The following is a 17,778-nucleotide window of genomic DNA, read 5'->3' on the forward strand; positions in this document are numbered from 1 at the left end:
GAACCTCAGGGCTTGCGCGCCGGCAGCGCTTCAACGCCTTCAGCCACGCGACGCAGCGCCGCTGGCGGCACTTCTCCCAAGGCGGTGATCACCACATCGTTACGCACCGTGCGATACATCGACACCGGACCGACATGGCTCTGCATCGGTGCGACGCTCATATTGCGCTTGGCGTCACGCTCGATGAACACCGAAACCGTTGCCAGTCCGTCAGAGAAAACGGCATGCAGCGCATCCGGCCGATCCGCCCGCAAGGGACGTCTGGCCAGCGAAACCTGATGAAAGCCCGGCGGCAGACCGCGGAAGGCCCAGCCGGCCTCTTCCTGATGCAGGTCTACGCCGCGTGCGTTGATCACTTTCCAGTCTGAAGAACGGCTGTAGCGCGGTTTGACGCGTTCGCGGTCAACCTGCGGCCCCACCGTGATTTCACTGAACGAGAACTGTTCGACCACATCATTGGGCGCACGCAGCATGCGCGCCTTGAGCAGCAGACCTGTTTGCATATCGGCCCACAACTCGTGCCCGAAGCGCATGTCGTCGCGCGGCTCCAGGCGGATCGATTGCGCTTCGCGCCCGGCGACCTTGCCCACCTCACCCAGACGCAACACGTAATAATCAGACAGCCCACTCACCACCGTCGCCACGCGACCAGGGAAGCTGCCGGTGACCGCACGGTCGATGATGATCAGATGCTCGCGCGGAAAGAAGGTCTGTACCTCGTCATTGCTACGAATGACTTCACGCGCCATGCCATCGAGGTTCTCCAGCCGCTCCTGCTGGCCGGAGCCATCCACGACGTGAGTAAAGCGAGAACTCTGGCTGACCCCACCGCTCTCATAGACAAACATGCCACTGTAATTGAGCGTACGCGGCGCCAGACTCATGCGGTGCAACCAATTGGCTGCATCCGCGGTGCCCACCTGGGCGCAAGCCACCCCGGCAAACAGCGCCAGGCTCGCCAGCAAAGATGGACGCAGCAACAACTTGATCATCAGCGCGCAGCCACCAGAGGTTCATACGCCACCGGGCGCACATAGCCCGATACGCCCGCCATCTGCACGCCCGGACCATAGGCTTGATGAGCGACCAGATAGGGACGCTCATCCTCTTCAGCCGACGTTGCATTGCTGACCAGCGCCTGCGGGCGCTGCACTTGCGGAGCGGCAGCGATCGCCGAATTCTGCGCCACTTGCTGCGCCGCCTGCCCGCCCAGCACCGTCCAGGCCACCACGGCAACACCTGACACAGCGGCCGCCAGCGCCATCCAGCGTGGCAGCGGCTGCTGCACCACCGGCTCGGCAGGGCGTGAGCGCGGCGCCAGCACAGTCGGCTCATCATCGAGTACGGCCATCACGCGGGCAGTGAAATCCTGCGACAGGGCCGACTCCTGACGCAAGATGTCACCAATCAGCCACCAGGTTCCACAGGCCTTGCGCACCTGGAGCTGCTGCACATCAATCGGGTCGCGAGCGGGATGCTCACCATCGAGCCATGCCGAGATGTTTTCATTCGTCATAATCAGACCTCTTGCCTGTGCTTGCCTTGCCTGTTGTACCACCGCGCATTGCCATTGCGCGCCTACCAACGCTTGTCCGGCGCAATGTCGAGCATTGGCCGCAAACGTTCCGAGATTGCTTCGCGTGCGCGGAAGATGCGTGAGCGCACCGTACCGATCGGACAGTCCATCACACTGGCAATCTCGTCATAACTCAAACCCTCGATTTCGCGCAGCACGATGGCCGTGCGCAATTCCTCGGGCAATGCATCCATCGCGGCATTGACCGTCTCGCCAATCTGGCGCGTCATCATCAAGCGCTCTGGCGTGTCGTTGTCACGCAAAGCGTCGCCGTCTTCCATCGTCTCGGCATCTTCCGCATCGGTCGATGTCGAAGTCGGCGCGCGTCGCCCTTGCGACACCAGGTAGTTCTTCGCCGTATTGATACCGATGCGGTATAGCCAGGTGTAGAACGCACTATCTCCACGGAACGAGGGCAATGCGCGATACGCCTTGATGAAGGCTTCCTGCGTCACATCTTCGACCTCGGCCGGATCACGGATCATGCGCGACAACAAGCGGGCGAGCTTGCGCTGGTACTTGGACACAAGCAAGCCAAAGGCCTGCTTGTCGCCGCGTTGCACCCGCTCCACCAGTTGCTGGTCTAATTCCTTGTCGCTCATCAATCCCGCTACGCTCCCCCGGCCCGTCTCGCTTATTGCCAGATGTTCTGGCAAGCCATTTGCCGAATTCCGGGGGCGAGTATATCTGATGCCGACACTCTGCTTCCTCCGACAAGTCACAGCGCGATAAGTTCATGGCTGATATAGTCACGACGCTTGTCCGTGAGGAAACACTCTTGAAGCAATTCGACGTACTGATTCTCGGCACCGGCCTGGCCGGACAATCGCTGGCACTGCGCCTGGCTGACACACTCAAGGTTGCGCTGGTGACCAAGCGCGAAATCGCCGATGGCGCCAGTGGCTGGGCGCAAGGCGGCATCGCTGCGGTGGTGGATCCAGCTGATTCGATCAACGCGCATTACGAAGATACGCTCGTCGCCGGTGCGCAACTCAACGACCCGGCAGCCACGCGCTTCGTTGTCGAGCATGGTCGTGAAGCCATCGACTGGCTGCGTGCCCAGGGCGTGCCCTTCACGCCCGATGACGACACCGCCTGGGGCATGCACCTGACGCGCGAAGGCGGTCACAGCCATCGTCGCATCGTGCACGTCGCCGACGCCACCGGCGCTGCGGTGCAGGAGACGCTGATCGATCGCGTGCGCCGCCATCCGAACATCAGCATCCTCGAGCACTGCATCGCCGTCGACCTGATCGTCGGCCACAAGATCGGCAAATCGACGGCGGGCTGTCTGGGCGCCTACCTGATGGACCTCAAGAGCGGCCACATCGAAGCCTGTGCGGCGGGCCATACCGTGCTCGCCACTGGCGGCGCCGGCAAGGTCTATCTCTACACCACCAATCCCGATACCGCGACAGGCGATGGCATCGCGATGGCCTGGCGCGCCGGCTGTCGCGTCTCGAACATGGAGTTCATCCAGTTCCACCCGACCTGCCTGTATCACCCGCAAGCCAAGTCCTTCCTGATTTCCGAAGCCGTGCGCGGCGAAGGCGGCCTGCTCAAGCTGCCCGACGGCACGCGCTTCATGCCTGCGCACGACGAACGCGCCGAGCTTGCGCCGCGTGACGTCGTCGCGCGCGCCATCGACTTCGAGATGAAGAAACGCGGCATCGACAGCGTCTTCCTCGACATCAGTCACAAGAGCCCGGAATTCCTCCACGAGCACTTCCCGAACATCCTCGCGCGCTGTGCCGAGCTGGGCATCGACATCACCCAGCAGCCGATTCCCGTCGTGCCCGCCGCGCACTACACCTGTGGTGGCGTGGTCATCGATCTGCGCGCACGCACCGACCTGCCCGGCCTCTACGCCGTCGGTGAAACCTCCTGCTCCGGCCTGCATGGCGCCAATCGCCTGGCCAGCAATTCGCTGCTCGAATGCGTGGTGTTTGCCGAAGCGGCTGCACGCGACATTCTCGCCAATCCGCGCAAAGCAGTCAGCGCGCTGCCGCAGTGGGACGAAAGCCGCGTCACCGATGCCGACGAAGAAGTCGTCATCTCGCATAACTGGGATGAGCTGCGCCGCTTCATGTGGGACTACGTCGGCATCGTGCGCACCACCAAGCGCCTGCAACGCGCCCAGCACCGCATCCGCCTGCTCGAACGCGAGATCGACGAGTACTACGCCAACTTCCGCGTCAGCAACGACTTGATCGAGCTACGCAATCTCGTCACCACGGCCGACCTCATCGTGCGCAGCGCCCTGCGCCGCAAGGAGACACGCGGCCTGCACTTCTCGCGCGACTACCCGGCAACATCGAAGAAAGCCAAGCCCACCGTGCTCGGCAATCACCGCTTCCCGCTGCGCCTAAAACGCTGGAACAACATCTAAACAGCGCCGGTCTGGATGCGCCAGCGCAACCAGACCTGCAGCTGCCGCCACGCCTGCGCAGAAAATGCATCGCGCATCAGCACGAAATGCTGCGCGGAGGCGCCGCTTTCAGGTTGCCAGTGCAAGACAAGGAATGGCCCCATGCCATGACTACCGGGCAGCACAAGACCGCGCTGGCGTAGCGCGCCACGCATGAAAAGTGCGCCCGACTCATCGGGCAGCAACACAGCTCCACGCAAACGACGCAGACGCAACACACAACGGATGGCCGAGATGCTGCACAGCAGCCCGACCAGCGCACGGCACCAGGCCGGCACGCTCTCCGGAACGCTGCACACGAGTGGTAACAGGTGAACGAAAATGGTCGCCAGCTTGAGGGCGGGCGACCATTCGAGGGGGATGCTGCGCGGCGCCTCGATCACGACGACGCCCGCGGCTTAGAGCTTGCTGAAGACCAGGGTGCTGTTGGTACCACCAAAACCGAAGGAATTGGAGATCGCCACATTGATCGGCATCGGCCGCGCCACCAGCGGCACGTAATCCAGATCGCATTGCGGATCGGGGTCGTGCAGATTGGCCGTCGGCGGAGCAACCTGGTTGTGAATCGCCAGACACGAGAACACCGCCTCGATACCGGCAGCGCCACCGAGCAGATGACCCGTCATCGACTTGGTCGAGCTCACCGCCAGCTTGCGTGCGTGATCGCCAAAGGCCAGCTTGACCGCCAGGGTTTCGGCGATGTCACCAAGGCCCGTCGAGGTGCCATGTGCATTGACGTAATCGACCGCGTCAGCATTGATGCGCGAATTGCGCAGCGCATTGCGGATCGAGCGCGCAGCGCCCTCGCCGCCCTCGCTGGGCGCAGTGATGTGGTAAGCGTCGGAGCTCATGCCATAGCCAGCCACTTCGCAGTAGATCTTGGCGCCACGCGCCTTGGCGTGTTCGTACTCTTCGAGCACCAGCACGCCGGCACCTTCGCCAAGCACGAAACCATCACGGCCCAGATCCCAGGGACGGCTGGCCGAGGCCGGATCGTCGTTGCGCGTCGACAGCGCCTTGGCCGAGCAGAAGCCGCCCAGACCGAGGAAGGACACTGTCGATTCAGCGCCACCAGCAATCATGACATCGGCGTCACCGTATTCGATCAGGCGCTGTGCTTCGCCGATCGAGTGATTGCCCGTCGCGCACGCGCTGACGGTCGCAAAATTCGGGCCCTTGAAGCCATAGTTGATCGACAGGATGCCGGAGATCATGTTGATGATCGAACCGGGCACGAAGAAGGGCGAAACCTTCTTGACGCCTGCTTCACGCGAAGCTTCGTGCGTCTCTTCGATCATCGGCAGACCGCCGATGCCCGAGCCGATGCACACGCCGACTTGTTCGGCGTAGGACGGATTGGCTTCGATACCCGCGTCTTTCAGCGCATCGATTGCGGCCGCCAGGCCGTAATGGATGAAGGTATCGAAACGCCGTGCTTCCTTGGGCGACAGATAATTGGCGACATCAAAGTTCTTGACCTCGCCTGCGATGCGCGTGGGCAGGCCCGACGCATCGAAACGCGTGATCGCAGTAATGCCTGAACGGGCGTTGGTGATGTTGTCCCAAGCTTCGGCAAGCGAATTGCCCACAGGGGAAATGATTCCCAGCCCGGTAACGACGACTCGGCGGCGCGACAAGGAAGACTCCTTCAATCAAGCTCCGTCAGGCTGATGCGATTCATCGCATTTGCATAACGGGGCGCAAAAATACTTGCGGCGGGGCGCTTTTGCAAACGCACCCGCCGCCTTGTTCGAAACCAGATCAGCCCTTGATGTTGGCGCTGACGTAGTCGATAGCTTGCTGAACGGTCGTGATCTTCTCGGCTTCTTCGTCGGGAATCTCGCACTCGAATTCTTCTTCGAGCGCCATCACCAGTTCAACGGTGTCCAGCGAGTCCGCACCCAGATCATCAACAAACGAAGATTCGTTCTTGATGTCGGCATCGTTGACGCCCAGTTGTTCGGCGACGATCTTGCGAACGCGCTGTTCAATATTCTCCATGAATCGCTCCTTGCGAGTTAAAGCTTATGATCAGACAAACCCGGGCATTTTAGCAGAAAGCGGCGAGAACTTTCGCCAACTTTCCGTAACGCCCGGACAAGTTCGGCAGCGCACGGCCATCAGGCCATGTACATGCCGCCATTGACGTGCAACGTGACGCCAGAAACGTAACTGGCCTCATTCGATGCAAGAAACACGACTGCTGCTGCAATTTCATCCGGATTACCCAGACGCCCCACGGCGATCTGCGTTTGCAGCGCATCGCGCTGCGCATCCGGCAGGTCACGCGTCATGTCGGTATCGATGAAACCCGGCGCGACGCAATTGACGGTAATGTTACGGCTGCCCAGCTCGCGCGCCAGAGCACGCGTCATGCCCGCCACGCCGGCCTTGGCCGCCGCGTAGTTGGCTTGACCGGGATTGCCGGCACTGCCCACCACCGAGGTGATATTGACGATGCGGCCGGTGCGCGCCTTCATCATGCCACGCATGACCAGACGCGACATGCGGAAGACGGCCTTGAGATTGGTGTCCATCACCGCATCCCACTCGTCGTCCTTCATGCGCAGCGCGATATTGTCACGCGTGATGCCGGCGTTGTTGACGAGAATCGCGATGGTGCCGAATTCCGCTTCGATCTGCGCCACAGCTGCTTCGGCAGCGGCCGCATCGGTGACATTCAGCGCCAGGCCACGGCCCTTGACGCCGGCCTCGGCCAGGGCGGCGGAAATCGCCGCAGCGCCGGCTTCGGAGGTTGCCGTGCCGATCACCGTTGCGCCGGCCTTGCCCAGCTGCTGGGCGATGGCATTACCAATGCCGCGACTGGCACCGGTGACGAGGGCGACTTTTCCTTCAAGACTGAACATTCGTTTTTCCTCCGGAAATCAGGCTGTGAGCAGCTGTTGCAGGCTCGCGGCATCGACCACGGCCTCGACCGGCAGCGTGCTTTCGATGCGCTTGACCAGGCCGGCCAGCACCTTGCCGGGGCCGAATTCATAGACTGCCTCGATGCCGTCTGCCTGCAGCTGACGCACGGTTTCGATCCAGCGCACCGGGCTATACGCCTGACGCACCAGCGCATCGCGAATTGCCGCCGGCTCGCTCAGGCAGGCCACGTCGACGTTATTGAGTACGGGAATCTGCGGCGCCGCCAGCGTCACCGTGGCCAGGCGTTCAGCCAGCTTGTCGGCGGCCGGCTTCATCAGTGCGCAATGGAACGGCGCGCTGACCGGCAGCGGCACGGCGCGCTTGGCGCCACGCGCCAGACAGCCCGCCATGGCGCGCTCGACAGCACCCTTGTGACCGGCAATCACGATCTGCACCGGCGAATTCAGATTGGCGGCGCTGACCACTTCGCCCTGCGCAGCTTCTTCACAGGCGGCGAGCACGGATTGCGGATCCAGATTGAGGATCGCCGCCATGCCACCCACGCCAGCAGGCACCGCTTCCTGCATCACCTCAGCGCGGTAACGCACCAGCTTCACCGCGTCGCTGAACTGCAGCACGCCCGCAGCCACCAGGGCCGAATACTCGCCCAGGCTGTGACCGGCAACGACGGCAGCCTGCGCGCCACCCAGCGCCTGCCAGGCACGCCACACGGCGACCCCGGCGGTGAGCATCAGGGGCTGGGTGTTGACGGTCTGGTTGATCGCCTCGGCCGGACCTTCGGCAAGCATCTGCCACAGATCCTGCCCCAGCGCTTCACTGGCCTCGGCAAAGGTTTCACGAATCGCCGGCAGATCGCCGTAAGCGGCCATCATGCCGACCGATTGCGAACCCTGACCGGGAAATACCACTGCAATTTTTTTCAAGACAAACTCCGGACTATCAGAATTTGAGGAGCGCTGCGCCCCAGGTAAAGCCGCCGCCGACACCTTGCAGCAGCACGCTCTGGCCACGCTGAATGCGGCCCTCGCGCACCGCCTTGTCCAGCGCCAGCGGCACCGAAGCCGCCGAGGTATTGCCGTGCTGCGAGACGGTCACGATGACCTTCTCGTCCGGCACGCCCAGACGCTTGGCGGTGGCGTTCATGATGCGGATATTGGCCTGGTGCGGAATCAGCCAGTCAAGCTCGGCGACGCTCATATTGGCAGCGGCGAGCACTTCCTGCGCCACATCGCCCAGCACGCGGACCGCCAGTTTGAACACCGCCTGACCATCCATGCGCAGGAAGGGCGAACCGATGATGGCGCCGGCTGTAATCGTGCCCGAGGCATTGAGAATCGGTTGCTGCGAGCCATCGGCATGCAAGGCGGTGGCGAGGATGCCCGGCTGGTTATCGGCCACCAGCACCACGGCGCCGGCGCCATCACCAAACAGCACACAGGTGCCGCGATCCTGCCAATCAACGATGCGCGACAGGGTTTCGGCGCCAATCACCAGGGCGCGCTTGTGGCTGCCGCTCTTGATGAATTTGTCGGCAATCGTCAGCGCGTAAGCAAAGCCGCTGCACACTGCCTGCACATCGAAGGCCACCGCACCAGCGGCAACGCCCAGCGCGTTCTGCACGATGCAGGCCGTGCTCGGGAAAATCATGTCCGGCGTCGTCGTCGCAACGATCAGCAGATCGATGTCAGCCGCCGCAACACCCGCCATATCCAGTGCATTGCGCGCCGCCGCCACAGCCAGATCGCTGGTCTTGAGGCCTTCCTCGGAGAGATGACGCGCGCGGATGCCGGTACGCTCGGCAATCCACTCGTCAGAGGTGTCGATGCCACGGGCAATGAGATCGTGATTCGTGACGGGCGCGCCGGGCAAATAGCCGCCGGTGCCCGCAATACGGGAAAAAATCATGCTGTACGAAGTGCCTGAGTGGCGGCCTGGAGCACTTGTGGCTCAGGCGCGTGGGTCTTGGTGTATTCGATCATGCGCCGCTCGATGCGCTCGATGAGGCGATTACGCGCCGCCTCGGCACTGCGGCGCAGCGCCTGACCGAAAGCGAAGATATCAGCCGAACCGTGACTCTTGACGACCACGCCGCGCAGCCCCAACAGCACCGCGCCATTGTATCGACGGTGGTCAGCACGGCGACGGAAGCGCTTGATGATCGGCAGCGCCGGCAAGGCGCACAGACGGGTCAGCCAGTTGCGCTGGAATTCTTCTTTAAGGAAGCTGGCCAGCATGGTGCCCAGCCCTTCGGAAGCCTTGAGCGCCACATTGCCGACGAAGCCATCGCAGACGATGACATCGCAAACACCCTTGTAGATGCTGTTGCCCTCGATATTGCCAATGAAGTTCAAGCCGCTGCCGCGCAAGAGTTCAGCAGCCTGCTTGACGATCTCGTTGCCCTTGATCTCTTCTTCACCGATATTGAGCAGACCCACTTCGGGCCGCTCGCGGTGTTCCAGAGCCTCGACCAGCATGGCACCCATGATGCCGAACTGCAGCAGATGTTCGGGCGTGCAATCGACATTGGCGCCCAGGTCCAGCATATAGGTCGAATTCTTGGCGGTCGGCAGGCTCTGCACGATGGCCGGCCGGTCGATGCCGGGCAAGGTCTTGAGCACGAAGCGCGACACCGCCATCAGCGCGCCGGTATTGCCGGCCGAGATACAGGCTTGCGCCTCGCCACGCTTGACGAGATCAATCGCCACGCGCATCGAAGAATCTTTTTTCACGCGCATGGCGATGGCTGGCGCCTCGTCCATGCTGATCACTTCACTGGCATGCTGGATTCTGACGCGCGCACCGAAGCTTGCCAGCTCGCTCGCGATGGCGCCCGTGAAAATCTCGGGCAGGCCAACGAGCACCAGCTTGACATCGGGGTCCGCGCGCAGAAACTCGCAGGCAGCCGGTAGCGTCACCGACGGGCCATGATCACCGCCCATGCAGTCAATTGCGATTGTGACGTCCATTACGCCCCGCGGCGGATCGCTGAATCAGGAAGAAGCAGAATGCGTCCGGCAGCCAGCGGCTGCCAGACAATAGCGGAGCGGATTACTCGCCCTTGGCCTTGAGGACCTTCTTGCCCTTGTAGTAGCCCGAGGGCGAAATGTGGTGACGCAGGTGGGCTTCACCCGTGGTCGGCTCGACAGCCAGTGCCGGCGCGGTCAGGAAGTCGTGTGCGCGATGCATGCCACGCTTGGACGGGGATTTCTTGTTCTGTTGGACAGCCATTTTCTACTCCTGAAAACTCATGCGCCGATCAGTACGGACGCATCAATGATGTGACAACCGGTATGTAAAACTGTTCGGGCGCTCGGCGCCTTGACAGACACCAAGCCGTCCTCAACTTTTCTGCAACTTGCCCAGCGCCGCAAAAGGCGAAGCCGGACCTTCCAGCCATTCCCCCGTCGGCACACTGCATTCCTCGTGCATCGGAGACAGCGGCAGGGAGAGCAAGAGCTCATCTTCCACCAACTCCAGTACATCCAGATTACGGCTGGCGTGAATCGGGTCGAAATCATCCTCTTCCCGATAATCCTCGTCATAGACCGTCAGCTCATCGTCCGGCAGGTCTTCACCTTCCGGCACCAACAGCAGACGGCTTTGCGAATCCAGCTGGCAAGCCACATCGCCCAGGCAGCGCTGACACGTCAGCACAACTTCGCCCGAGAGCTGCAGGACGATGAAGGCCTTGCCGCCCTGCATGCGTCCTTCCAGACGATAATACAAAGGCAAGTCACGTCCAGCGGGGCGAAGATCCTTCTCCAGCCGGGCAAAACTTGCTGCGGGCAACTCACCGTCAAGCGTATCGCCCCGACGCGCAAATTCGAACGGGTCGGAAATTCTGAGGTCAGGACGAGGCTTGTGGTGCGGCATAAACGGTCAATGATATTATCTTGGCCCTTCCCTGTCAAAGCCCGTTGCGCTTGCCCTTGATGTCACGGCTCGTTCTCGCCTCAACTTCCGCCTACCGCAAGCAGCTCCTGGAGCGCCTCGGCCTGCCTTTTGCCACCGCACGTCCCGACGTGGACGAAAGCCCACTGGGCGACGAGAGCCCGACGGCCACCGCCGAACGCCTCGCCTACGCCAAGGCCCGCGCGGTGTCGGTACGCTACCCGGGCGCGCTGATCATCGGCAGCGATCAAGTCGCCTATTGCGATACCGAGCGCGGCCAGGAACGCTTCGGCAAACCCGGCACGGTCGAACGCGCCATCGCCCAGCTGCAAGCCATGCGCGGACGCTCGGTGTTCTTCCACACCGCGCTGTGCCTCTACGACACCCGCGACGGCAGCCACCAGCTTGAAGCGGTGAGCACCGAAGCGCGCTTCCGCGAACTGAGCGATGCTGAAATCAGCCGCTACGTGATGCGCGAGATGCCGCTCGATTGCGCCGGCAGCGCCAAGTCCGAGGGGCTGGGCATCAGCCTGCTCGAATACATGCGCGGCGACGACCCCAACGCCCTGATCGGCCTGCCGCTGATCGCCCTGTGCCGCATGCTGCGTCAAGCTGGCGTGAACGTCCTGTGAGCGGCGGAAAAATGGCGAGCGGCACTTTATACCTGATTCCGGTCGGGCTCGGCCCCGGCGATCACGCCGTGACGCATCCGCCCGAGGTGCTGCGCATCCTGCACGGCATCAACAGCTTCATCGTCGAGCGCGCCAAAACCGCACGCGCCGACATCAAGCGCCTGGGCCACCCGGCAGCGATCCAGAGCCTGGACATCCATGAGCTGCCCGAGAATCCCGACACGCGCTGGCTCGACGAGCGCCTCAAACCGATGCTCGACGGCCTCTCCATCGGCCTGATGTCGGAGGCCGGCTGTCCAGCCGTCGCCGACCCCGGCGCCCTGGTCGTGCGGCGTGCGCATCAGCTGGGGATTCGCGTCGCGCCCCTGGTCGGCCCCTCCTCGCTGCTGCTGGCGCTGATGGGCTCGGGCCTCAATGGCCAGAGTTTCGCCTTCCACGGCTATCTGCCGGTGCATTCAAATGAGCGTACCCAGGCCATCCAAAACCTGGAAGCCGAATCGACGCGCCAGCAGCGCACCCAGCTATTCATCGAAACGCCCTATCGCAACAGTGCCATGTTTGACAGCCTGCTTGCCCAGTGCGGGCCGGAGACCCTGCTCTGCGTGGCGCGCGCGCTGAGCACGGCAGACGAGCTGATCGCCACACGCAGCATTGCACAATGGCGCAGCGCCCCGCGCCCCGATCTGGAGCGCCAGCCAACGATCTTCCTGCTGCTGGCTGCTGGCGCCGCCCCCCGCCCGACACAGCAGTCACGCCGCCGCTGAGTCGCCAAGCGGGCAGCTTGCCCGGGGGCGCCACACAGGCGCACACTGGTGCAGTTTTCGCTTGATCCGGCTACGCACATGTCACACGCGAAGAGGTGCTGCGATGGCTTTGCCTGACTCACTTGAAGCAGTCCTGATCGACCTTGCCGGCGTCCTGCACATTGGCGACGAGGCGATCCCCGGCGCTGTGGCGGCCCTGCAGCGCCTGCGCGACAGCGGCCTGGCGCTGCGCTTTCTGACCAACACCACGCGCACGCCACGTGGCCGCATCGTCGAATCCCTCCAGCAGATGGGTTTTGCCATCGAGGCGCATGAAGTGCTCACCGCCGCGCTGGCCACGCGCGCCCTGGTCGAAGCGCGTGGCTTGCGCCCGCACTATCTGATTCATCCGGACATCCGCATCGACATGGGCCTCGACGCCGCCACGCCGAACGCTGTGGTGCTCGGCGATGCCGGCCCCTGCTTCGATTTTGCCTCGCTCAACCACGCGTTCCGCCTGCTAATGCAAGGCCTGCCGCTGATCGCCATGGCGCGCAATCGCTATTTCAAGGAGAGCGACGGCATGAGTCTGGACATGGGCGCCTTTGTCAGCGCGCTCGAATACAGCGCCGGCGTTAAGGCCGAGATCGTCGGCAAACCCGCACGCAGCTATTTCGATGCCGCACTGCAGGACATTGGCATCGGCGCCGACAAGGCCGTGATGATCGGCGATGATCTGCTCGACGACCTCGGTGGCGCGAAGAATGCGGGCATTGCCGGCATCCTGGTACGCACCGGCAAATACCGGCCGAGCGATGAGACGCACCCCGAGTTCGCGCCCGATCTGATCTGCGCCGACTTCGCGGCGGCCGTCGAGCAGCTGCTGGCCTGAACAAAGCGCACGCAAAGCTCAAGAAAGCGGGCTTTGCAGTCGATAACAGCAAAGCCTACGTTTAATTGAGCTCGCCCATGCGCACCATGCTTTACCTCGTTGTCGCCCTCAGTTTGTCGAGCATTGCTGCGCTGTGCGGCTTCTTTGATTTGCCACTCGCCGCTGCCGGCCTCAGTATCGCCGCCGCCGTCGCTTGGCTGCTCGCCCTGCAACAACAACACGGTGCCAAGCGCCGCGCCGAAGCCGAGCTGGAACAGGCACGCAACACGCTCGAACAGCACAGCGCCAATCGCAGCAAGAATGCCGAGATCCTCAACAAGCTGGTTGCCGAACACTTCCAGGCCACCGACAGCGATCTCGAACAACTGCGCGGCGTGATCGCCAACGCAGCCGAGAACCTCGGCGGCAGCGTCACCGGCCTGCAATGCGAATCGAGCAATCAGCAAGCCCTGCTGCAACACCTGGTCGAAGAACTGCTGACGCGCACCCACGACACCGCGCCGCAGGAACAGGCCGCCAGCATCCAGCGCTATGCGCAGGAGACGCGCGACATCGTTGACCGCCTGATCGATACGATCAGCGCCGTGCGCAGCTCCAGCATCAGCATGAACAGCGACTTCAAGACGATTGCCGAGCGCGTCGGCGAAGTCGCCAAGATGCTCGACGACATCGCCGAGATCACTTCGCAGACCAATCTGCTGGCGCTCAATGCCGCTATCGAGGCCGCGCGCGCAGGCGAAGCCGGCCGTGGTTTTGCGGTCGTCGCCGACGAGGTACGCAAGCTCTCGCAGCGCACCGACCACTTCAGCGACAACATCCGCCAGCGCATTGCCGAGATCGAACAAGCCGTTGCCCAGCTTGGCAATGGAGTCAGCGGTCTGGTCAGTGCCGACAGCTCGCAGGCCGACCATTCGCGTCAATCGATGGCCAGCATCTGGCAGACCATGCAGGAACTCAACACCCGCATCATGAGGCGCTCGACCGATATCGACGACATCTCCGAGCGCATCCAGGCGCACGTACATACCGGCGTGGTGTCACTGCAGTTTGAAGACATCTCGCGCCAACTGATCGAACACATCCGCAAACGCGCTGAACTGCTGCGCAGCGCCACCGACAAGATCGGCCAGGCCTGGTCGGCCGACATCGCGCTCGACGCTGAAGACATCCGCCGCAGCTTTGAAGCCGTGGCGCACAAGTCGGTCAAGCAGGAGAGCCTGAACAGCGGTACGGTCGATCTGTTTTGAGCCGTAGTGCGCTCGCCCCCAGCGCGAGCGCACACATCCTGTTACACAAATCCTTGCAACCTCTCCCCACGCAAACAAGCCAAAGCAGTCTCCCACCCGCTGCCTGACGCCTCCCGGCGCCACCCGAAGTTTGAACACCATGCTGCTGAAAAACACCGCCCTGCCCTTGCTGCTGACGCTCGCGCTCGCTTCCTTTTCCACTCACGCCGCGAATACCTGCAGCCTGCCCAAGGAGCAGGGCACGCAGGACGACACCGCCCTGCTGCAACAGAGCATCGACGCCTGCGCCAAACAGGGCGGCGGTACGCTGGCGCTGGCCGGCCGCACCTACACCATCGGCCCGATCCAGCTGCGCAGCCACGTCTATCTGGTGCTGGCCCCCGAGACCTTGATCCTGGGCACGACGGACAAGAGCCGTTATCAGCCGGCCTTCATCGGCTGGCCTTATCGCAGCAACGAGGCGCTGATCTCGGGCTACCAGATCAGCGACAGCGGCATCATCGGCAGCGGCCGTATCGACGGCCAGGGCAGCGCCTGGTGGGACGAAGCACGCACCCAGCGCAAAGACCGCCTCTACCCCGACGTGCCGGATGCGAACGGCATGCCGCGCCCGTGGCTGGTCGAGTTCTACGACAGCAGCAATATCAGCATCGACGGCCCGACCCTCCAGAACTCACCGATGTGGAACCTGGCCCTGCGTTACAGCAAGGATGTGACGATCAAGAACCTGCGCATCCACAACCCGAAGGAAGCCGCCAACACCGACGGTATCGACATCGTCTCCAGCCAGAACGTCAGCGTTCAACACGCCGAGATCTCGACCGGCGACGACAACATCACCATCAAGTCCGGCCTGGCGCCTTACGCCATGCCACGCCAGGCCGCTGCGAACATCAGCATCCGCGACGTGAAATTCGGCGATGGCCATGGCTTCTCGATCGGCAGCGAAACCTTCAACGGCATCCATCACGTGAGTCTGGACGGTGCCAGCTTCGAGGGCACGACCAATGGCATCCGCATCAAAACCGGCCGTGACCGCGGTGCCGAGATCGCCTACATCGACCTCAAGAACATCCACATGCAGCATGTCGGCATGCCCTTGTCGATCACCGCCTACTATCCCAATGTGCCGGCCGAACGCGGCGCGCCGCAAGCGCTCAGCGCCACCACGCCGCACATCCACGATGTGACGATCAGCCAGCTACAGGCTGAGGACAGCAAGAGCGCTGGCCGCTTCATCGGCCTGCCCGAAGCCGCACTGCAAGGCATCCACCTGCAGGACGTGAGCATCAGCGCCAAGACCGGGCTCAGCCTGCGCGATGCCAGCATCGACGCGAGCAAGCTCCAGCTGCACGTCAGCCAGGGCGAAGCGCTGATCAAGAACGAGCAAGGCATCCTCAACCAGCACTGAGCGCGTCAGTCCACAAAAAGAGGCCGACCAGGCCCATCATGCAGTTCAGTTAAGACACATTCAGCTTTGGGGCGAAGGATTTTCGACGCAAAGGGCGCAAAGGAAAAACAAAGGTCCACAAAGGAAAACGATTTTTTGGATTTCCTTTGTGGACCTTCTGTCTTTCTTCGCGACCTTTGCGTCAAAAGCCAGCGCATCAAACATGCAATCGCCTAACTGGACGGTATTGCGAGCAAACCCCGGGCATTTTTGTGCGCGCTGAACGGGCGAATCAGGCCGGAGCACCGGCCTCGGCGGGCGGCACAATCGGCGCGTAATCGCCATAACCATCCGGCCACGGCGTCAGCACTTCAAAACCGCTGTCCGTCACCACCACGGTGTGCTCCCACTGCGCGGAGAGCGAACGGTCCTTGGTCACCACCGTCCAGCCATCATTGAGATTCGAGATCGCCGCCTTACCGGCATTGATCATCGGCTCGATGGTGAAGATCATCCCCGGCTCCAGGCGCAGCCCCTTGCCCGGCTGGCCAACGTGCATCACCTGCGGCGCATCGTGGTAGATGGTGCCGATGCCGTGCCCGCAGTACTCACGCACCACGCTGAAACCCTCGCGATGCGCCACGCGCTGGATCGCATAACCCACGTCGCCCAGGGTCGCGCCGGGGCGCACCTGCTGGATGCCCGCGCACATCGCCTCGTAAGTCGTCAGCACCAGACGCCGCGCCAGAATGCTCGGCTTGCCGACAAAGAACATGCGGCTGGTGTCACCAAACCAGCCGTCCTTGATGACCGCCACATCGATATTGACGATGTCGCCATCCTTGAGCTTCTTGTCCGAGGGAATACCGTGGCAGACCACATGATTCACCGAGGCACAAATCGTCTTCGGGTAACCGTGGTAGCCCACATTCGCCGCAATCGCACCCTGCACATTGACGATGTAATCGTGGCAGATACGGTCCAGCTCATCGGTCGTCACGCCCGCTTTGACGTGCGGCGCAATCATCTGCAAGACCTCCGCCGCCAGCTGCCCCGAACGCCGCGCCAGGGCAATCTCCTCGGCGCTCCTGATTGTCACCTTGCGATCTTCACTCATGCTGCACTCACCGCCAGCGAAGCATCCTTGACCGCCGCCGACTGCTGCTCCGCCGCGATCAGCAACTGGCAGATCTCCGCATAACGCAGCCCCGGATTGAGCTCCAGCAACATGCCAATGCGCATCCAGTGCTCCGCCTGGGCATTGATGGAGCGACTCAAAGCACTACTCGTAAGGCGCAGATTCTCATGCATCTGCTCCGAAATCTTGACGATTCCCATGGGGCTTCCGTATATGGTTTGTATATGGAACGTATATTAGCAGATGTGGCGGGGCTGCATCTGGGATGCATCCGAGAGTTGATGTGAAAAACACTTAGCCTGTGAGACAAGCTTTTTGGCTCTTATCGCGTAAGTCGCTGCGCGATGTACTTTGCGGAACTCTCTATATTTGGGAATACAGTACTCTCGTTGATATTGAGCAAGTCAAGCTCTTTTAGAATTTTATTTTTATTTGCAACCGCCAGCCGTATAAGTTCAATACCTAGCTCTGGCATCCCTCCTTCACGAAATTGAGCATCCTGTCCAAACAGCAAAAAAGAACCTGACTGAGACGAAATTCTATCGTTGGAACGCTTACTTTTAACGCAAATAACGGACTTCAAATCCTCCTTAATAATTCGCGGCTCAAAATACGGCTTTTCCTCTTTAATAAAATGGTGGAGTCGATGCAAAACCTCTTGCTCGTTGAACTCTCTCATATCAACAATACTGTAATCAATCAACTCCTTCTCCACCTGCGGCAAACGAGCAAGATTAGCCAAACAACTCGCCGTATCAGAGTCAAAGTACTTTATTTGCTTAGGATCTATTTTAAAAATTATCACCTCCCCAGGCACCTCTGACACAAGCCCACCACCTTCCTCCCTCCCAAACAATTCGCAGCAGGCAAAATAGTGAATCGCCCCGGGTTTTCTAGACACCCTGAAGCCTTAAACTTTCAGGCTGATGGAGGTGTTTATGAGCAACAAGCG

Annotated in this window: 21 protein-coding genes; 6 read left to right on the forward strand and 15 right to left on the reverse strand. The window is 61.8% G+C overall.

All coding sequences use genetic code 11. The annotated features are described in order from the left end of the window. Positions 1–5 precede the first annotated feature (5 nt). The 3 genes from ABDB84_RS11820 to rpoE form a co-directional block, all read right to left on the reverse strand. Positions 6–992, reverse strand: coding sequence for a MucB/RseB C-terminal domain-containing protein (locus ABDB84_RS11820; protein WP_345919934.1), 987 nt, complete (start codon positions 990–992; stop codon positions 6–8). Beyond that, positions 992–1,516 (reverse strand): sigma-E factor negative regulatory protein, encoded by a 525-nt coding sequence (locus ABDB84_RS11825; protein WP_345919935.1) that lies wholly within the window; start codon positions 1,514–1,516, stop codon positions 992–994. The genes ABDB84_RS11820 and ABDB84_RS11825 overlap by 1 nt, the downstream gene beginning before the upstream one ends. A 62-nt stretch (positions 1,517–1,578) precedes the next feature. After that, positions 1,579–2,178, reverse strand: coding sequence for an RNA polymerase sigma factor RpoE (gene rpoE, locus ABDB84_RS11830; protein ID WP_345919936.1), 600 nt, complete (start codon positions 2,176–2,178; stop codon positions 1,579–1,581). 134 nt (positions 2,179–2,312) lie between these two features. Here rpoE and nadB point away from each other — a divergent pair, with 134 nt between their 5' ends. Beyond that, on the forward strand, positions 2,313–3,965 hold the full coding sequence (gene nadB, locus ABDB84_RS11835; RefSeq protein WP_345919938.1) for an L-aspartate oxidase: 1,653 nt from the start codon (positions 2,313–2,315) through the stop codon (positions 3,963–3,965). Here nadB and ABDB84_RS11840 read toward each other — a convergent pair. From ABDB84_RS11840 to ABDB84_RS11880, 9 genes are all read right to left on the reverse strand, one after another. Continuing rightward, positions 3,962–4,387 carry a protein YgfX gene (locus ABDB84_RS11840; RefSeq protein WP_345919939.1) on the reverse strand — a complete coding sequence of 142 codons (426 nt, stop codon included), beginning with the start codon at positions 4,385–4,387 and terminating at the stop codon, positions 3,962–3,964. The two genes, nadB and ABDB84_RS11840, sit on opposite strands and share 4 nt — an antisense overlap. Positions 4,388–4,402: 15 nt before the next feature. Continuing rightward, positions 4,403–5,641, reverse strand: coding sequence for a beta-ketoacyl-ACP synthase II (gene fabF / locus ABDB84_RS11845; protein ID WP_345919940.1), 1,239 nt, complete (start codon positions 5,639–5,641; stop codon positions 4,403–4,405). A 124-nt stretch (positions 5,642–5,765) separates the two neighbouring features. Continuing rightward, entirely contained in the window at positions 5,766–6,005 is a 240-nt protein-coding gene (acpP, locus tag ABDB84_RS11850) for an acyl carrier protein (protein ID WP_345919941.1), read from the reverse strand. A gap of 119 nt (positions 6,006–6,124) precedes the next feature. Continuing rightward, a complete protein-coding gene (gene fabG, locus ABDB84_RS11855; RefSeq protein ID WP_345919942.1) occupies positions 6,125–6,871 on the reverse strand; it encodes a 3-oxoacyl-ACP reductase FabG in 747 nt (248 codons plus the stop codon). An 18-nt stretch (positions 6,872–6,889) separates the two neighbouring features. Continuing rightward, the gene (fabD, locus tag ABDB84_RS11860) at positions 6,890–7,816 is read right to left on the reverse strand and encodes an ACP S-malonyltransferase (RefSeq protein ID WP_345919943.1); all 927 of its coding nucleotides are present in this window, start codon (positions 7,814–7,816) and stop codon (positions 6,890–6,892) included. Positions 7,817–7,832: 16 nt separating this feature from the next. Next, positions 7,833–8,798, reverse strand: a complete 966-nt coding sequence (locus tag ABDB84_RS11865) for a beta-ketoacyl-ACP synthase III (protein WP_345919944.1) — start codon at positions 8,796–8,798, stop codon at positions 7,833–7,835. Then, positions 8,795–9,859, reverse strand: coding sequence for a phosphate acyltransferase PlsX (gene plsX, locus ABDB84_RS11870; protein WP_345919945.1), 1,065 nt, complete (start codon positions 9,857–9,859; stop codon positions 8,795–8,797). The genes ABDB84_RS11865 and plsX overlap by 4 nt, the downstream gene beginning before the upstream one ends. An 82-nt stretch (positions 9,860–9,941) precedes the next feature. After that, entirely contained in the window at positions 9,942–10,121 is a 180-nt protein-coding gene (gene rpmF / locus ABDB84_RS11875) for a 50S ribosomal protein L32 (RefSeq protein ID WP_345919946.1), read from the reverse strand. A 111-nt stretch (positions 10,122–10,232) separates the two neighbouring features. Then, complete coding sequence (locus ABDB84_RS11880; RefSeq protein WP_345919947.1) at positions 10,233–10,625, reverse strand: YceD family protein; 393 nt, start codon at positions 10,623–10,625, stop codon at positions 10,233–10,235. A gap of 200 nt (positions 10,626–10,825) precedes the next feature. Between ABDB84_RS11880 and ABDB84_RS11885 the strand changes: the two genes are divergently transcribed. The 5 genes from ABDB84_RS11885 to ABDB84_RS11905 all read left to right on the forward strand — a co-directional run bounded on the left by ABDB84_RS11885 (position 10,826) and on the right by ABDB84_RS11905 (position 15,709). Further along, positions 10,826–11,416, forward strand: coding sequence for a Maf family nucleotide pyrophosphatase (locus ABDB84_RS11885; RefSeq protein WP_345919948.1), 591 nt, complete (start codon positions 10,826–10,828; stop codon positions 11,414–11,416). 11 nt (positions 11,417–11,427) lie between these two features. Continuing rightward, entirely contained in the window at positions 11,428–12,180 is a 753-nt protein-coding gene (locus tag ABDB84_RS11890; protein ID WP_345919949.1) for an SAM-dependent methyltransferase, read from the forward strand. Between the two features lie 103 nt (positions 12,181–12,283). After that, the gene (locus tag ABDB84_RS11895) at positions 12,284–13,051 is read left to right on the forward strand and encodes a TIGR01458 family HAD-type hydrolase (RefSeq protein ID WP_345919950.1); all 768 of its coding nucleotides are present in this window, start codon (positions 12,284–12,286) and stop codon (positions 13,049–13,051) included. Positions 13,052–13,128: 77 nt separating this feature from the next. After that, the gene (locus ABDB84_RS11900; RefSeq protein WP_345919951.1) at positions 13,129–14,298 is read left to right on the forward strand and encodes a methyl-accepting chemotaxis protein; all 1,170 of its coding nucleotides are present in this window, start codon (positions 13,129–13,131) and stop codon (positions 14,296–14,298) included. A gap of 139 nt (positions 14,299–14,437) precedes the next feature. Continuing rightward, on the forward strand, positions 14,438–15,709 hold the full coding sequence (locus ABDB84_RS11905; protein WP_345919952.1) for a glycoside hydrolase family 28 protein: 1,272 nt from the start codon (positions 14,438–14,440) through the stop codon (positions 15,707–15,709). A 271-nt stretch (positions 15,710–15,980) separates the two neighbouring features. On the opposite strand, the gene map is transcribed toward ABDB84_RS11905, so the two are convergent. The 3 genes from map to ABDB84_RS11920 form a co-directional block, all read right to left on the reverse strand. Then, positions 15,981–16,805: a type I methionyl aminopeptidase gene (map, locus tag ABDB84_RS11910; RefSeq protein WP_345919953.1), complete on the reverse strand. Its 825-nt coding sequence runs from the start codon at positions 16,803–16,805 to the stop codon at positions 15,981–15,983. Then, the gene (locus ABDB84_RS11915; protein WP_345919954.1) at positions 16,802–17,026 is read right to left on the reverse strand and encodes a ParD-like family protein; all 225 of its coding nucleotides are present in this window, start codon (positions 17,024–17,026) and stop codon (positions 16,802–16,804) included. The genes map and ABDB84_RS11915 overlap by 4 nt, the downstream gene beginning before the upstream one ends. Positions 17,027–17,148: 122 nt before the next feature. Next, positions 17,149–17,727: a hypothetical protein gene (locus ABDB84_RS11920; RefSeq protein WP_345919955.1), complete on the reverse strand. Its 579-nt coding sequence runs from the start codon at positions 17,725–17,727 to the stop codon at positions 17,149–17,151. Positions 17,728–17,778 lie beyond the last annotated feature (51 nt).

It is taken from the genome of Uliginosibacterium sediminicola (assembly GCF_039631295.1).
Lineage (GTDB): Bacteria > Pseudomonadota > Gammaproteobacteria > Burkholderiales > Rhodocyclaceae > Viridibacterium > Viridibacterium sediminicola.

Excerpts from the sequence above, each read along its gene's own strand:
- ABDB84_RS11820 (WP_345919934.1), bottom strand. The coding sequence starts at position 992 with ATGATCAAGTTGTTGCTGCGTCCATCTTTGCTGGCGAGCCTGGCGCTG.
- ABDB84_RS11825 (WP_345919935.1), bottom strand. The coding sequence starts at position 1,516 with ATGACGAATGAAAACATCTCGGCATGGCTCGATGGTGAGCATCCCGCT.
- rpoE (WP_345919936.1), bottom strand. The coding sequence starts at position 2,178 with ATGAGCGACAAGGAATTAGACCAGCAACTGGTGGAGCGGGTGCAACGC.
- nadB (WP_345919938.1), top strand. The coding sequence starts at position 2,313 with ATGGCTGATATAGTCACGACGCTTGTCCGTGAGGAAACACTCTTGAAG.
- acpP (WP_345919941.1), bottom strand. The coding sequence starts at position 6,005 with ATGGAGAATATTGAACAGCGCGTTCGCAAGATCGTCGCCGAACAACTG.
- fabG (WP_345919942.1), bottom strand. The coding sequence starts at position 6,871 with ATGTTCAGTCTTGAAGGAAAAGTCGCCCTCGTCACCGGTGCCAGTCGC.
- ABDB84_RS11865 (WP_345919944.1), bottom strand. The coding sequence starts at position 8,798 with ATGATTTTTTCCCGTATTGCGGGCACCGGCGGCTATTTGCCCGGCGCG.
- plsX (WP_345919945.1), bottom strand. The coding sequence starts at position 9,859 with ATGGACGTCACAATCGCAATTGACTGCATGGGCGGTGATCATGGCCCG.
- rpmF (WP_345919946.1), bottom strand. The coding sequence starts at position 10,121 with ATGGCTGTCCAACAGAACAAGAAATCCCCGTCCAAGCGTGGCATGCAT.
- ABDB84_RS11885 (WP_345919948.1), top strand. The coding sequence starts at position 10,826 with ATGTCACGGCTCGTTCTCGCCTCAACTTCCGCCTACCGCAAGCAGCTC.
- ABDB84_RS11890 (WP_345919949.1), top strand. The coding sequence starts at position 11,428 with ATGGCGAGCGGCACTTTATACCTGATTCCGGTCGGGCTCGGCCCCGGC.
- ABDB84_RS11895 (WP_345919950.1), top strand. The coding sequence starts at position 12,284 with ATGGCTTTGCCTGACTCACTTGAAGCAGTCCTGATCGACCTTGCCGGC.
- ABDB84_RS11900 (WP_345919951.1), top strand. The coding sequence starts at position 13,129 with ATGCGCACCATGCTTTACCTCGTTGTCGCCCTCAGTTTGTCGAGCATT.
- ABDB84_RS11905 (WP_345919952.1), top strand. The coding sequence starts at position 14,438 with ATGCTGCTGAAAAACACCGCCCTGCCCTTGCTGCTGACGCTCGCGCTC.
- map (WP_345919953.1), bottom strand. The coding sequence starts at position 16,805 with ATGAGTGAAGATCGCAAGGTGACAATCAGGAGCGCCGAGGAGATTGCC.
- ABDB84_RS11915 (WP_345919954.1), bottom strand. The coding sequence starts at position 17,026 with ATGGGAATCGTCAAGATTTCGGAGCAGATGCATGAGAATCTGCGCCTT.